The organism is Paenibacillus sp. FSL H8-0259, assembly GCF_037963255.1.
GTDB classification, from domain to species: domain Bacteria; phylum Bacillota; class Bacilli; order Paenibacillales; family Paenibacillaceae; genus Paenibacillus_AQ; species Paenibacillus_AQ phytohabitans.
Genome location: NZ_CP150147.1, coordinates 1,774,967 through 1,790,342 on the forward strand (window position 1 = coordinate 1,774,967; position 15,376 = coordinate 1,790,342).

The 15,376-nt window shown below is 50.7% G+C and carries 10 protein-coding genes; 6 read left to right on the forward strand and 4 right to left on the reverse strand.

Translation table 11 applies throughout. The annotated features are described in order from the left end of the window. Positions 1–51: 51 nt before the first annotated feature. Together NSU01_RS07690 and NSU01_RS07695 are read left to right on the forward strand one after the other, a co-directional pair. A complete protein-coding gene (locus NSU01_RS07690) occupies positions 52–1,860 on the forward strand; it encodes an adenine deaminase C-terminal domain-containing protein (RefSeq protein ID WP_076248658.1) in 1,809 nt (602 codons plus the stop codon). Between the two features lie 346 nt (positions 1,861–2,206). After that, positions 2,207–2,659 (forward strand): IDEAL domain-containing protein, encoded by a 453-nt coding sequence (locus NSU01_RS07695; RefSeq protein ID WP_042134526.1) that lies wholly within the window; start codon positions 2,207–2,209, stop codon positions 2,657–2,659. 697 nt (positions 2,660–3,356) lie between these two features. Here the strand turns inward: NSU01_RS07695 and hemH are convergent. Continuing rightward, entirely contained in the window at positions 3,357–4,418 is a 1,062-nt protein-coding gene (gene hemH / locus NSU01_RS07700) for a ferrochelatase (RefSeq protein ID WP_076248656.1), read from the reverse strand. Positions 4,419–4,905: 487 nt separating this feature from the next. Here hemH and NSU01_RS07705 point away from each other — a divergent pair, with 487 nt between their 5' ends. After that, the gene (locus NSU01_RS07705; protein ID WP_076248653.1) at positions 4,906–7,179 is read left to right on the forward strand and encodes an FMN-binding protein; all 2,274 of its coding nucleotides are present in this window, start codon (positions 4,906–4,908) and stop codon (positions 7,177–7,179) included. A 205-nt stretch (positions 7,180–7,384) separates the two neighbouring features. Continuing rightward, positions 7,385–8,341: an HD domain-containing protein gene (locus NSU01_RS07710; protein ID WP_039301406.1), complete on the forward strand. Its 957-nt coding sequence runs from the start codon at positions 7,385–7,387 to the stop codon at positions 8,339–8,341. Positions 8,342–8,433: 92 nt separating this feature from the next. On the opposite strand, the gene NSU01_RS07715 is transcribed toward NSU01_RS07710, so the two are convergent. After that, complete coding sequence (locus NSU01_RS07715; protein ID WP_179093650.1) at positions 8,434–9,828, reverse strand: TerD family protein; 1,395 nt, start codon at positions 9,826–9,828, stop codon at positions 8,434–8,436. A 151-nt stretch (positions 9,829–9,979) separates the two neighbouring features. Here NSU01_RS07715 and NSU01_RS07720 point away from each other — a divergent pair, with 151 nt between their 5' ends. Next, a complete protein-coding gene (locus NSU01_RS07720; RefSeq protein ID WP_339302868.1) occupies positions 9,980–11,389 on the forward strand; it encodes a VWA domain-containing protein in 1,410 nt (469 codons plus the stop codon). A gap of 285 nt (positions 11,390–11,674) precedes the next feature. On the opposite strand, the gene NSU01_RS07725 is transcribed toward NSU01_RS07720, so the two are convergent. Together NSU01_RS07725 and NSU01_RS07730 are read right to left on the reverse strand one after the other, a co-directional pair. Continuing rightward, on the reverse strand, positions 11,675–12,805 hold the full coding sequence (locus NSU01_RS07725) for an IS4 family transposase (protein ID WP_042135621.1): 1,131 nt from the start codon (positions 12,803–12,805) through the stop codon (positions 11,675–11,677). 796 nt (positions 12,806–13,601) lie between these two features. Beyond that, complete coding sequence (locus NSU01_RS07730) at positions 13,602–14,162, reverse strand: GNAT family N-acetyltransferase (protein WP_042134530.1); 561 nt, start codon at positions 14,160–14,162, stop codon at positions 13,602–13,604. Positions 14,163–14,442: 280 nt separating this feature from the next. On the opposite strand from NSU01_RS07730, the gene NSU01_RS07735 reads away from it, so the two are divergent. Further along, positions 14,443–15,339, forward strand: coding sequence for a LysR family transcriptional regulator (locus tag NSU01_RS07735; RefSeq protein WP_042134531.1), 897 nt, complete (start codon positions 14,443–14,445; stop codon positions 15,337–15,339). The last annotated feature ends 37 nt before the right edge of the window (positions 15,340–15,376 follow it).

Here is a 15,376-nt window from a genome sequence, read left to right on the forward strand (position 1 = left end):
CTAAATAGAATATAAATATAGGAAACCAATAACCGGAAGGGAGTGTGTATTATGACTTATACAAGAAAACCACTCGCGGACTGCGTGCCCGGGCTTGTGGCTACAGCCCGCGGCGACCAGCCGGCGACACTGGTGATTACTGGCGGCAAACTGGTCAATGTATGCTCCGGAGAGATTCTGGAGGGTATGTCTGTAGCAGTACAGGGCGGACGTATTGCCTACGTTGGCAAAAATGTCTCGCATACGATCGGTGAGGGGACACAGATCATTGATGCGGCGGGCAAATACATTGCCCCGGGTCTGCTTGACGGGCACTGTCACATCGAGAGTACACAGCTGACGGCGACTGAGTTTGCCCGTGCAGTGCTGCCTATGGGCACGACCGGCGGATTCTTTGATGCCCATGAGATCGCCAATGTATTCGGGCTGAAGGGCATTAAGCTGATGCTGGATGAGATGCGTGAAACTCCGCTGGCGGCTTATATGCAGGTTGCCTCCTGCGTGCCTTCAGCAGGAGCGGAATTCGAAACGACCGGAGCATCGATCGGACCGGAGGAAGTAGCCGAGGCTTTTACCTGGGGTGAGGATGTCATTGCGCTGGGCGAAGTGATGAATTTCCCAGGCGTGGTGTACGGCGATGAGAAAATGCTCGGGGAAATTCAGGCGACCCTGCGTGCGGGGCGCTATGTGGACGGTCATTTCACCTGGCCGGCGGATGACTGGAGACTCCCGGTCTATGCCGCCGCAGGAGTAACCGGCGATCATGAGTGTGTGACGGCGGAGGATGTAATCGAACGCGTACGTCTTGGGATGTATGCCAAAATGCGCCGCGGCTCCGCCTGGCATGATGTGGCGAAGACCATCACCGCGCACACCGAGCATGGGCTCGACCCGCGCCGGATGATGCTGGTGACCGACGACCGCAGCTCAGAATCGCTGCGGGATGAAGGTCATATGGATTTTGTGGTGCGGCACGCCATCTCCCAGGGCCTTAAGCCGGTCACGGCTTTTCAAATGGCAACGATCAATACCGCCGAACGGTTCGGGGTAGCCCGTGATATCGGCTCAATTACTCCGGGCTCCTGTGCAGATATCATTCTGCTGGACGGAAATCTGGCTGATGTTCATGTTGTCATGACGATTGCGGCCGGAGTGGTCGTAGCGGAGAACGGGATCATGACCGCTGAGCTGAGTCCGTACACCTACCCGGAGGAAGTGCTGGCTTCCGTGCATCTGCTGCAGCCTCCGGCTCCGGAGGACTTCGTGATCCATGCGCCAATTGCTGAAGGTACTCTGGCCACACGGGTCATCAAAGTGATCGAGAATCATGTGGAGACCGGGGAATTGATCATCAATCTGCCGGTGGCTGAGTCCAGGCTGCTGGTTCAGGAGGGCTTGTGCAAAATCGCCGTCCTGGAGCGGCATAAGGGAACCGGCAACAAATCGGTTGGTGTGGTTGAGGGGATCGGCTTCCATGAGCCTGCTGCGATTGCCATGACGGTAGCCCATGACAGCCATAATGTGCTGGTCATCGGCAATGATGATAACCTCATGGCTAAAGCTGCGGGTGCAGTAGCTGAAGCTCAGGGCGGTGTTGCGGTTATTACCGCTTCCGGAACAACTCTGTTCCCGCTGGCAATTGCCGGACTGATGTCGGCAGAGCCGTTCGAGATTGCGGCAGCCCAGTCTGCGGCCATCAGCAAAGCGCTGTATGATGCAGGCTGCACATTGAATTATGCTTTTATGACCTTGTCGCTGCTTGCACTGGCTGTCATTCCGACGTTGCGGATCTCGGATAAAGGGCTGGTGCGGATTTCGCCGGAAGAGGGGATTCAGCTGGTTCCATTGTTTGTGAGCTAAATCCTGCGATCAGAAGCCGGCAAAAGTCTTGCCGGATCATACAGACATCACCGAAAAGGGATGCTGCCCGCTCATTACAGAGCCTGGGCAGCATCTCTTTTTTTGCGTATGATTTCTCTTGTCAGAATAGCCTTTACTGCTAAAATAATGACATTAATCCGGTGCGGGGCATATAATTAACCATTTCATCACAATTAGAAACATATTTTTTTAAAATTTTAATGAAAAACATTAACAAATTGTGAGAAATAGTCGATAATACTTTTAAATTAGTTAAAATTATTGTCGAATCGTGTATTTGCGGAAAAATACTGAAAGTCCAAATATAAGGAACGGGGTGTATGAGATGATGAGATTAGAAACACAAGACATCGTGAATATCACCAAGAAGCAAATTACCGGTATTTTTAAGATGGAGCCGGTGGAACTAAGATTTGTCAACGACTTTCAGGGTGAGCAGTATCTCTTGACCAATGATAAGCTGCATCTCAGCAACCAGCATTATTGGGCCAAAGTAATGGATTGTGTCTTCGACAGTCATGTCAGACCTGTATTAATGTGCGAGGTGCTCTACTTCCTGCGGAATGAGTTTCTGGAGAGTGATATCAAGCTGAAGTTTTCATATGACTTTGCGGATGGGGCAGATGGGTCAGCGGTTGCTACTGCTGAAATCAGCTTCAATGATTCGCCGGAGCTGCAGCCGGGAGAGATTGCCGAATTGATTGATTTTGCGTTGACATTGCAGGATAAACAGTGGTTCGAGGAACTGACTGCCAAATATAAACAGCTGACCGCTTAAATATTATGCGGAAGGATAAGCTGCCTGAATACAATTCATATGATGAAGCCGTCCGGGCCGCAGGGGAAGTCAGCCTGCGGACCAGGCGGCTTTTCTGTTGTATAGGAAATGATGATATTCGTCTGTTGGGGGGACTTAAAGGGATAAATCCCTCTGAATCCGCCGAAAGAAGGCGTTGGGGGAAACTTAAAGGGATAAATCCCTCTGATTCCGCCGAAAGTGGGCGGTGGGGTGAAATTAAAGGGATAAATCCCTCTAATTCCGCCGGAAGTAGGCGGTAGGGTGAAATTAAAGGGATAAATCCCTCTAATTCCGCCGGAAGTGGGCGGTAGGGTGAAATTAAAGGGATAAATCCCTCTAATTCCACTGTATGCTGCCCAAAGGAGGAAATGAGGAGCACTAGTGCCCCTGATTCCGCCGGATGCTGCTCAAAGGAGGAAATGAGGAGCATAAGTGCCTCTGAATCCGCCGGATGCTGTCCAAGAGGTAGTCTGAATGGAGCAATGCGAAGCGGCGCTTAATCTGCATAAGCTGCTCTAGCCGTATAAACTTGCACAGGCCGCATAAGCCCGGCTTTTACACGTTAGGGTGGTTTTTTCTTTAAATATAGAAGGAAGTATGTTTACGCCATACTTTATCCTTATATTTCCCGCTGGAACGGAAGCCTTCCCTCAAAGGACGGCATAGCCGCTTCCTCTTAGGTAATGAACGTCTCCGGAGTGGATGATTCCGCAGCTTCTGCAGCTGGGAACCAGCCTAACGCTGTGCGGTTCACCATCCGGGCGAGGAAGTCTATCCATTCCGGGTGGTCATTCAAGCAGGGGGCGACAGTTAAATTCTCAGCTGTTCCACCGCCTGAAGCGAAGAGTTCCCGGCCTTCTACAGCCAGCTCATGCAGCGTTTCCAGGCAGTCGGTTACAAGCCCCGGGGAGAAAATCATAGGCCTCCGGATTCCGCGTCCGCTGAGCTCTTTGAGCGTATCAGCAGTAGAAGGGCCGACCCATTTCTCGGGTCCGAAGCGGGATTGGAAGGAAATCTGCCAGCGTTCCGGTGCCCAATTCATAGCCTCTGCAAGCAGGCGGCCGGTCTCATGGCATTGCTGCGGATACGGATCCCCAGTCTCGGCATAACGGCGGGGAATTCCATGGAAGGACAGAATATAGTAATCCGGTTCTTCGTCCAGCTCGCCAAGCTTCCGGAGCAGCAGCGACTTCATCGCCAAGATATAGTCCGGCGCATCATGATAGGCTTCTATGAAGCGCAGAGCCGGCACGAAACGTTTGGAGACCTGCCCTGAGCGGCTATGCCGCCCCAGTGCGGCATAGCTTGCAGCTTCATAGACCGACGCAGTTGTGGTCGAGGAATACTGCGGGAACAGCGGCAGTACAATGATCCGTGTAATACCTGCAGCCTCCAGCTTGCGGAAGGCTTGCTGCATGTTTGGCTCACTATAGGCAAGACCTAATTCCACTTGGTAGCGGCTGCCAAGCAGTGACTGCAGCGCAGTCTGCTGAGCCCTGGAGTGGACGAGCAGCGGGGAACCTTCCTTCATCCAGATCTCCTGATACAGCTTCGCAGACCGGCGCGGCCGGGTGCGAAGGATGATGCCGCGCAGCAGAGGCTGCCAGAGCAGCGGATGATAATCAATGATTCTGCGGTCAGACAAAAAGCGCTTAAGATATGGACGAACCGCCTTGGCGCTTGGCGCGTCAGGTGTTCCGATCTGAGCAAGAATAACTCCTACGGGAGGCTGATTCATGAGCAGCAGCGGCTCCTTTCCGTGAACATGACATCGTTTAAAAATATCACATATAGAGGCAGAGTTACTATGTGTTGTATCACATTATTATCATATGACGGTGTAAATGGGGGAATTTGAGAGTTAGAAGAATTGTAGTTTTGAAGTTAATTGCGAAATAGTGATGTTTCTTATAGGGTGTGTGATTTTATATACAGAGAAAAGTGTTTCAATTTTGATACCATCAAGCCAGAAATTACCGATAGCAGCCTGAAATCATCTTATGTGAATTTATTCACCTTTTTATGTGAATTGTTTCACCTTTTAAAAGATTGTATAAATGGATGCATCTTTTTTGCACACGGGATGGGTCGCGCAGGAACGGGAAAGGGGGGATGACCTCTTATGAAGAGTCAGGGTACTCTTTGTAAGAAGGAATGGAATGAACGGGAGAAACGGTTTACAAGAGCTACATACTACTGGGGATATAATAAAGGAGAATACGCATTTGAAAAAACTAATTGCTTTGACTGTAAGCGCAGCCTTGCTGCTCGCGCCAATCGCCTACACGATTAACGCACCGGCCTTGAACCTGAAGGTGGATGCGGTTTCAGCAGCTTCGGAAGAAGCTCCGGCAGCTACTGCTAAACCAGCTCCTAAACCGACTGCCAAACCAGCTCCTAAACCGACTGCAAAGCCGGCAGCAACACCTAAAGCTACTGCTAAACCGGCAGCAACACCTAAAGCAACCGCAAAGCCGGCAGCAACACCTAAAGCAACTGCTAAACCGGCAGCAACCGCTGCACCTGCAGCATCCGCCAAAGCATCTGCTAAACCAGCAGCAACAGTTAAGCCAGCTGCTACAGCTAAGCCTGTTGCAACAGCAGCACCGGTTACTGTTAAAGAAGCCGTGTATCAAGACGGAGTCTATGTAGCCTATGGCGATGCTTACTCCAAAGGTACTGAAGGCGCTAAAGTTACAATCAAAGACGGCAAAATTGCCGACATCGAGCTGCTGAGAACCAGCCCGAAAATTATCGACCGCAACGCCCGTGATAATTACAGCGGCGTATGGGTGGCATACGGTCTGATGAAAGACAGACTGATCGGCAAAACAAGAGACGGCGCAGCAGCTGTTGATGCTGTATCCGGAGCAACCCGCTCCAGCAACGGCTGGAAATTGTCGGTTGACAGAGCGTTCGAAAGATCGCTGCAGGATAAACCGGCTGATGCTAATTATTTCGCCGGCGACCACATGGGTGTAGACCCTGAAGCCAAATACGCTGTATTCGCAAGCTATGATGCGAACAAGCTGACTGCAGTTAAGCTGTATCCGCTGACTGCAACTGGAGATTTCGCAGATGAGAAGACTTATACTGCTGAACAAACTGCAGCGATTGCAGCAATTACACCAGTGCTGTTGGCCAATGGTTCTGCGGCTAAGCCTGTAGCCGGCTTCGAAGCTGAATCCAAAGCTGCCATCAACGCATTCTGGGATGCTGAACAAAATGCCAGCATCAACAACACTTCCGCTTATGTGGACGGATTCTACTCTTCCTACGGTACAGCAAGAAGCGTAGGCGTTGAGAGAGCTGATGTTGTAATCCGTAACGGCAAGCTGGTTGATGTGAAATTGTTCAGACTTGGCACTAACCTGATTGACAGAGGCGCAACTGCTTATGCTGAAGTAGTGAAAGCTAATGCTCCTATGACTGCTAAATTGCTTGCTAACGGTTCTTATATCGCTAATTATGATGAGAAGGTAGACGGAATTTCCGGCGCTACTGAGAGCAGCCACGGCTGGAACCAGGCAGTAGAAAGAGCTTTCGAGAAGGCTCTGAAGGTTTCGCCAGAAGGTAAATACTTCGACGGAAAATTTGCCGGAGTGGATAACCAGTCTAAAGTTCTTCTGCTGGTAGATGTTGCTGACGATCAAGTAACTGCTATCAAACTGAGCATGTTCGGTACAGACGGCAAGATTATTGCTGACGATAAGCGTACGGATGCACAGAAATCCCTTGTGGATCAACTGACAGCCGGATTGCTTGCAAACGGCGTGGACACTGCTGATATCGCTGGCCAGGAAGCTGTATCTGCTGCAGCAAAGGCAGCCCTGACTGATGCCCTGACCAATGCTTCCAAAGTACAAGGCACTTATAAAGACGGCACGTTCACCGCTTACGGTGACGCTTATGACAAGGGTACAAACAAAGCTGACGTTACCCTGCGTAACGGCAAGATCGTAAATGTTGCTCTTTCCCGTGTAGGAATGAACATGGTAGACCTGGGTAAAGCCGCTTACGCTGAAGTTCAAAAAGCAATTCCGGTGCTGACAGCTAACTTCCTGGCTGCAGGCACAAGAGAAGGTGTAGCACAAGTAGATGCTGTATCCGGCGCTACCAGCAGCAGCAATGCACTTAAAGCTGCCGTTGACAGAGCTTACGGTAAAGCTGAAGTTGTTGAAACCGAAAAGGCCGCATATTTCGACGGGATCTTCATCGGTGCCAGTGCTGACAAATCCGTAAATGTAATGGTTACTACTAAGTTCAATGTTCCAGTAACTATGGTTGTTTACTACCTTGATGATAAAGGTAAAGTAAGATACAACCTGACGGAAGACGAATTGCTCGTGAAATACGAAATCGAGAATACTTCTAACGGCAAAGGACTGCACAAGTACGGATACCGTGCTGCAGCATTCGGAACGAATGCTGCTCAGAAAGCAATCTCTGCCAAAGCTATTGAAGCTATCAAAGCAGCACTTGAAGCAGCTGGCAAATAATTGAATCTAACCACAAAGGGGCGTCCTCGACCATGCAAATGGTTGGGGGCATCCCTTTTTTATTTTTGCACGAACGGGCTGCAAGGGGGGATGGACATAATTAAGAATGGATATCGTATAGTAATTTAAAGGGATTTCGGATGTGAATGTCTAAACTTTAATATACACCGCAGGTTCAAAGCCTGTAAGTAATAGGAGGCTCTTCATGACATTAATTAAACAGCTATCCCCACAGGATGAATTCACCGGCTTCTATCTGCTTAGGGAACTGGTGCTCAAACAGACAAACGGTACTCCTCCAAAGGATTATTTTGATATTGTACTTGGTGATTCCAGCGGCCAGCTGTCGGCTAAATATTGGGATGTAAGTGTAACGGATAAAGAAACTTTTTTCCCGATGGCCCTGGTGAAGGTCCGCGGGATTGCCCATACTTACCGGGAGAAGCTGCAGGTCAAAATAACCAAAATCAGACTGGCGGATGAGTCCGATGGCGTGTCGCTTACCGAGTTCATCCGTTCAGCCCCTGTGCGTCCTGTGGATCTGATCCACACGATTAAGAATGCAATGGCCAGTATAACCGACCAGGAGGTCGCATCGATCGTATCCTTCTGTGTAGGCAAGGTTGAAGAGAAGCTGATGCACTATCCTGCGGCCAAAACGCATCATCATGCTTATTTCGCCGGACTGGCTTATCATATGGTGCGGATGCTGGAGATCGGGGATTTCCTGTGCAAGCAGCGCCCGTTCCTGAATCCTGATCTTATGAGAGCGGGAATTATCCTCCACGATATTGCCAAACCGGAGGAAATGATCTCACAATTCGGCATAGTGTCGGATTATAGTGTGCAGGGCAAGCTGATCGGGCATATATCGATGGCGTCAAGCTGGATTACAGAGGCAGCAATCCGCACCGGCATTGATCTGGAGTCGGAGAAGGTATTGGCCCTGCAGCATCTGGTCCTATCACATCATAATCTGGGTGAATGGGGAAGTCCGGTGCAGCCGCAGACCGCAGAAGCAGTCGCTTTGCATCATATAGATGCCATGGACGCCAAGCTACAGATGGTGGAGGATGCTCTTGATACCACTCCGGAAACTGAGGAATGGACACCGTTCATCCGCGGGCTGGAGAATAAGGCAGTATACCGGATGAAAATTTGAGGCTGTGCTGTAACGCATAAGAGAATAACAAACACCCCCAAGCCACCATTGCGGCTTGGGGGTGTTTGTTCATGCCATAAGGGGCATGAATTCTATGATTTGCGGGCAGACGGAGGAATGCTGCCGGCTGTTCGTACTATTTCTGCTGTTTCTATTGTTGCGGCTGATTCAGCAGCAGACTCAGCCGCAGCTTCAGGAGGTTCCACCTCAAGACCATAATGATTACACAGGGCACGGAGTCCGCCCGGGAATCCCTCTCCAATGGCAACAAATCTCCATTTGTCCTTGTGCCTGTAGAACTCGCCTATGACTACTGCCGTCTCAAGGTTTAAGCCCAGGCCAAAGGGAAAAGAGGCCAGCCTGGTTCCCGTCTGGGAATCAATTAGTGAAGCGGAGGCGTTATTGATCTGGCCCGGGTTCTGGCCGGAAGCCTCCCCATAGAGTGTGAAGGTCAAAGCGATCCGCGTAATGGACGCAGGCAGCTTCGCCAGTTGAAGATGCAGATGTCCCGCGTTTGGAGCAGGCTTCGAGTAGAATACAGAACCGCTGGGGTCTTCCATGTTTCCATAGAAGACAAAATCCTGATCCTGTTCGCAGCGTCCTGACTCCCGGAGCAGGAAAGCAGAGGTGTCCGGCTCCATGGCGGAAAGCGTTGGATCCCACTCCGCAGACACGAGAATTCTCGAAGCACTGAGCTTGCCGCCGATATCCACCCGCTGGCCTCTCACTAGCACGGGTACAGCTTGAACTTCAGGGGCAGGCGGTGTTGCAGCCGGGAGACTTGCAGAAGAAGTCAGACGCTGAGTGGATACGAGGGGAGCTCCGCGATCCGGTACAGCCGGGCTTACGGGAATTTCCGTCTTTGCAGCAGTCTTCGGGGCCGCCGGTTTCTTGGCGGCTTTCTTGGGGGATGCCTTGAAGGCAGTATAACCGCCCGCATACATCGTGCCTGCCTGGTAGCCCTGGCTGCCGGCTAAGAGGAGGGGATCGAACTGCTGCCATTGCTCCATCAATTTCAATAGAATGAGTGCCGAAGCTCTGGCATCATCCAGCGCATCATGGTGCTTCAGCCTAATGCCGAAATGCTCGGAGACTACATTCAGTTTATGGGAGGGCAGCTCCTGAAGCATTTTTTTGCCCAGCAGGTAGGTACACATATATTTGAAATCCGGATAGCTGAATAACGAATCATCCAGGCAATAACGCAGAACGCTCATATCGAAGGAAGCATTATGCGCAATCACAATCTCGCCTTGCAGCAGCGGTTCAATCGTGGGCCACAGCTCTGCGAAGGTAGGTTTGCCTTTAACCATTGAGGGCGTAATTCCGTGTATCGCGATATTCATTCCGTCGAACCTCTGCCGCGGGTCAATCAGCCAGTCATATTCTGCGGTGACCACACCATTTCTAACCTGAACAAGCCCCAATGCGCAAGCGCTGGAGCGGCTGGAATTGGCTGTTTCAAAGTCTATTGCTGTAAAATCCATAGGTAAAGCCCCTTATCTATCATGTATAAGGTTCATATTAAAGGAGCGCAGAGAGAATTACAATCCAGCAGAATGTACAAAACGCAGCGGATATGGTATGCCTTATCTATGAACTGCTGGAATATGCTGCTATAACGGGGAGATGAGAGACTTGCAGCTGTTAAAAGGCCAAAAAGTAGATATCACCAAGGGAAAGGGCGTCCGTGATCTAACCATCCGGTTGCGCTGGAATACGGAGCATGCCGGAATCAGTGTGGATGCAGCAGCTTTTTTGTTGTCGGGGCAGAACCGGTGTGAACGGGACGAGGATTTTATATTTTACGGTAATCCGGTATCAAGGGATGGAACGGTAAGTCATACGGCAGAGGGGGAGAACGAGGAGAGCCTCTTGATTTCATTATCCGGAATTCCGGAGCAATATGCCCGGATTGCGGTGACGTTGACGATCTACGAGGGGGAGCAGCAGAATCTGCGGATGAAGGAGCTGTCCGGACTGCAGCTGTCACTGATGGACCGCAAGAACGGTGAGGAATTATACCGCTTCGATTATGGAACAGATCTGTCCGACGAGACAGCTGTAGTGGCCGGGGAGATGTACCGCCATCAGGGTGAGTGGAAATTCAGCGCGGTCGGCAGCGGTTTTAACGGAGGATTGGCTGCGCTCTGCAAGAGCTATGGGCTTGAGGTTGAACCGGAGGCAGGCAACGAAGCGGCAGCGACAGCCGAACTGGTGGAGAAGACGGAGAAGATCGAGGAGGTATTGGAGGCTGCGGAGGAGGGGGAGGTAGAGGAAGTAGAGAATGTGGGGAAGGCGGAGAAGGTAGATGAAGTAGAGAATGTAGAAAAGTCGGAGACCGTCCTTCCGAAGACTGCACCGGCCGCCGATGTCAACGTCCTGTCATCCATAGATTTGCGCAAGAAAATTGTCGGGTTCACCCTGGTCAAAAAACAGCTGACCGATGTAAAAGCCAGAGTGGGAATTGTGCTGGACATCACCGGCTCCATGAGAAACCTCTATTCCAGCGGTGTCGTGCAGGAAGTAGTGGAACGTATTCTGGCCGTAGCCTGCCAATTGGATGACAACGGTTCGCTGGATGTGTGGGTGTATGATACGGAATTCAGCAGGCTGCCGCCGGTAACGGAACGGGATCTCGGGAGCTATGTCTTCACTCATATTATGAACAACGATTCAATCCATAAGTTCGGACGCAACAATGAGCCGCCGGTGATGGAGGATGTGATTCGGAAATACACCCGCGAGGAGAAGGATACAACCCCGGTTTTCATTATCTTTATTAATGACGGGGGCGTAGTAAAGCCAACCAAAAAAGTAATTATGGCGTCTTCCTCGCTGCCGATCTTCTGGCAGTTTGTGGGGATCGGTGATTCTGATTTCGAGGTACTGAAGCAGCTCGACACGATGGGCGGAAGGCTGGTGGATAACGCAAACTTCATCCATCTGGACCGCATAGAAGAAGTGAACGATGAGCAGCTCTACGATCAGCTGTTGAATGAATTCCCGCAGTGGCTGAAGGCGGCGAAGGCGAAGCGGATTCTCTAGCAGCGAATACCAGTACGACGTACGCCTGTCGGTTTACACAGTATAGTGTTTATCTATAGCCGTCCTCACCTGTATGGAGCTCACAGTGGATAGCGTTTATTCATAGCTATTTACCCGTATGGCGCTCACGCTGGATAGCGTTCATTCATAGCTATTCACCCGTATGGCGCTTACGCTGGATAGCGTTTATTTTAGCCGTATATACCACTTAGCGCTCACCAATATTACCTTCACACTGTATAGGCATTATTGTTGTACTTTTTACAAGCCTGTTGATTCCCCATATTATGGTATGGATATAATTCCCAAAACAACCTTGTTCCTGAGCAGACTAAGTTGAACCTGCCACTCCAGCGGAAGACTAAATATACGCCAATGCTGCATAAATTCCCAAAGGGTCAGTTGAGCAAAGGCAGGCACGTTGGGGTGGATTTCATCATAAACACGTCTCAGAAGTACATAGACCGCAAGGGCCACAAACAATTGGCTGTATACTGCATTTTCAGTGGTTCCAAATAGACATGGCACGTTCAGATGCTGTTTAATCCAGCGGAAAAAGACTTCAATTTCCCAGCGTGCCTTATAGATTTCAGCGATCACATAAGCAGACTCTTTTCTCAAATCGGTCACGACCCGTACGACTTCCCCCCGGTCATTCTCAAATTCTACGACCCGGTGGCGCTTAGCGGATTGGCACTTCCCTTGACCGATATAACAAGTAATATCACGAACAATGTTCGTTTCTCCCTCTGCGGGTCGCTGGAGGTTTCTCGGCTTCACCAAATGGAGATTGTCTTTGAGTCGAATCACAAACGACTGGCCCTGAAGCACATATTGATCCAATCTGCTGATTTTTCCGTACGCCCGATCCTGTACCAAAATGTAGTCCGTATCTGCCAAGACTTCTCCAAACGGAGCGTCATTGCGCTTCGCGATCGATTCCTCCACGTTCACGGGTGAACGCTGACCCTGCGAAAGAGCAACATGCAGCTTAATGCCCCCTCTGAATTTTTTGTACGAGGCCCAAGGCATTCGGGAGTTCGCCGCCGTGACCGTAGTCGAGTCAATCAGCAGAAGATCTTTAGGCAGATTCAGATGCCGCCGGGTTTGACGGTTACATTTCGTGACGAGCATTTGAAAGATACGTTTGAAGATTTCGTAAGGGACTTCACCGGCCTTGCCGGAAAGGGTGGAGTAATGAATCTCAGGCAAGTCAAAGTTTGGGCCTAAGCGGGCACTTTGCCGGAAGCCGTCCCATTTGTGGTAGCAGGCTTGGACAAAGTAATCGAGTAGCAACCCGACGGTCATTTTGGTTCCTCTATCCACGTAGTCCTTGGTTTGTCCGGTCACCATTTCGACTTCATCCGATGTTAACACTTGTTTGAAAACAGCTAAGAATGGGGTATATTTATTCATGAGGTCGCCTCATTTCGGTTTGGTTTGGTCGTACTTACCATTACCCGAAATGGCGGCCTTTTTTGTCCCTTTTTTTGGGAAATCAACACGCCTATACTTTTTACAACTTTATCTCGCAGATAGGTGGGCGTTTGGGAAGATTGTTGTATGAAATACAACAATCTTCCCGCTAAGCGGCTTAGAGGAGGAGGAATGCTGTATTTTATACAACAATTTTGGATTAGGGCCGAGATTATGAGGATAATGTTGTATTTTGTGCAGGATTTTTTAATACCCCGGATTTCCATCATAATTAGCGGACTTGCATCATAATTAACAGATCCCCACCATCATCACCGGACTCCACTACTATCAGCGATTACATATCTGCGGCTAAAATAAACTAAACCTCCCCGCCTGGGCGGAGCTATAGGCTCCTGCCCAAAATAAAAGTCTGCCTGTCAGCGCTACGACCTATCAGCGCCGCGCCTGTCAGCGCCGCCGCCCGTCAGTTAGGCCGCCCATCAGCGCTGCGGCCAATCAGCGCCGCCGCCTATCAGCGCTGCCGCAATCAGCCCCGTCGCCTATCAGCCCCGTCGGCTGTCAGCGCCGCTGTCTATCAACTCGGCCGCCTATTAGCCCCGCCGCCTATCAGCCCCGCCGCCAATCAGCCTCGCCGCCAATCAGCGCAGCTAAGTACTCCTGCTCGGGTTTTATCTTGCAGGCGGGTTTCTTTCAGCACAATCCCCACATACTTTATCCTTATATTCCCGCTGGAACGGTTACCGTCCCCTAAAGGACGGCGGGACGTTTCCGCTCAGGCTGTGGAGGTGGAGGTTTGTTGCGTCTGCAGGCCGGCGGAGACGGGAAGCTCCAGGCGGTATCCTTTGACCAGCGTGTCCCCGTTCTTAATATCCGTTTCATAGGCCCGCCGGAAGCCGAGCTTCTCGTACAGCCTGATTGCGGATGCCATCATGTCCGAAGTGTGGAGATTCAGGCTGGCTGCTCCAAGCAGCACCGATTGTCTGGCGGCCTCGCTGATCAGCAGCCTGGCAACCCCGCGTCCACGGACAGCCGGAGAAACAGCGAGCAGACGGATGATCGGCGTGTGGATACCGAGCTCCGGTCTGCCGTAAGCGGCCTCTGAAGAGGTGAACAGCAGCACACTGCCTATGATCTGCCCATCCAGCTCCGCTACAATCCGCGAGACCGGAGCCTTGCCATGGACGGAATCAAGAATGGAGTCGCGGTACTCCACCCAAAAAGGTTCGGGCAGCACGGCTGAATATTCGCTGTAAGCCTCAAGCAGAACTCCTGCGATAGCCTCGCGGTCAGCCTCTGCGGCTTCACGGATTACAATTTGTGCTGAATGATTCATCGGGTACCTCCTGTTCAGAAATGGGATGTGACGCTTATTATAATCCATAATTCCGATGAATATAAGAGGAATTTAACAAAACCGATTAACAGATAGAAAAGTTCTATCTGTTTTTGTGATCTATGTAATGGTTTTTGCTGTATATTACACGATAAGTCAGTTGACAAAAAAAGGGCCGGTGACTAAGATATAAACAAAATCTATACACCCGTACGGCATTAATTCCTTGTTAATCAATTGGAATAGTTAATTTAAATAGAGTTGTGGAGGAGGACTACGCTTGAACATCGAGAATATTGAAGCCTTTGTCTACATCAACCACTACGGAAGCTTCAACAAAGCGGCAGATGTACTCTACATCTCCCAGCCGACCGTGACGGCCCGCATCCAGTCGCTTGAACGGGAGCTGGACTGCAGAGTGTTCGACCGGCTGGGCAAGCAGATTAACCTTACGGATAAAGGCCGCCAGTTCCTTCCTTACGCGCAGCAGATTCTGCAGGTCTACCAGAACGGCAAACATCAGATCCAGTCGAAGGGCCAGATCCCGGATGAATTAAGAATCGGCAGTACGGTATCGGTCTCTAATTATCTGATGCCGCAGCTCCTGCAGCACCTGAAGCGGAAATATCCGCATATCCGCTTTAAACTGACGACCTCATCCACCGATTCATTAATTGAGAAGCTGAAGGCGAAGGAGATTGATCTCGCTTTTATCCGCAAAGTGGTCAATCCGGCCATTCAGTCGTTCCCCTTCTGTGAGGATCCAATCTCGCTGTATGTATATGCCGGTCATCCGCTGGCCCGCCAGGGCCGTGCCTCTATCCAGGAGATCCGGGAGGAGACTCTTGTATTCTTCGAGTGCGGCTCGCTGGACTGGATGCGCCTGCACCGGGTATTCGAGAGCATGGAGCAGCCGCCGGACATTGTGTATCAGGTGGATAATCTGGAGACAGCCAAGAAGCTCGTGCTGAGGCAAGCGGGGATTTGCTTCCTTCCGGCCCTCAGTGTACAGGAGGAAGTGGAGGCGGGAACGCTGATCAGGGTGGATATCGCTGAGACGGAAGGGATTTCCCTGCGGACCAGCCTGATCTCGCTGAACGGGGAGAATGCGGAATTCATTGAGTCGCTGCTAGAACTGGCGGTGGGCCGCAGTAAGCCGGATCGACTTCTTGTATAACAGTATTAAAAAACTCTATTAGCGCATAGCTACATGC

Coding starts and splice junctions, on each gene's coding strand:
- NSU01_RS07730 (WP_042134530.1), bottom strand. CDS start 14,162: ATGAATCATTCAGCACAAATTGTAATCCGTGAAGCCGCAGAGGCTGAC.
- NSU01_RS07715 (WP_179093650.1), bottom strand. CDS start 9,828: ATGGATTTTACAGCAATAGACTTTGAAACAGCCAATTCCAGCCGCTCC.
- NSU01_RS07725 (WP_042135621.1), bottom strand. CDS start 12,805: ATGAATAAATATACCCCATTCTTAGCTGTTTTCAAACAAGTGTTAACA.
- hemH (WP_076248656.1), bottom strand. CDS start 4,418: ATGAATCAGCCTCCCGTAGGAGTTATTCTTGCTCAGATCGGAACACCT.
- NSU01_RS07695 (WP_042134526.1), top strand. CDS start 2,207: ATGATGAGATTAGAAACACAAGACATCGTGAATATCACCAAGAAGCAA.
- NSU01_RS07690 (WP_076248658.1), top strand. CDS start 52: ATGACTTATACAAGAAAACCACTCGCGGACTGCGTGCCCGGGCTTGTG.
- NSU01_RS07710 (WP_039301406.1), top strand. CDS start 7,385: ATGACATTAATTAAACAGCTATCCCCACAGGATGAATTCACCGGCTTC.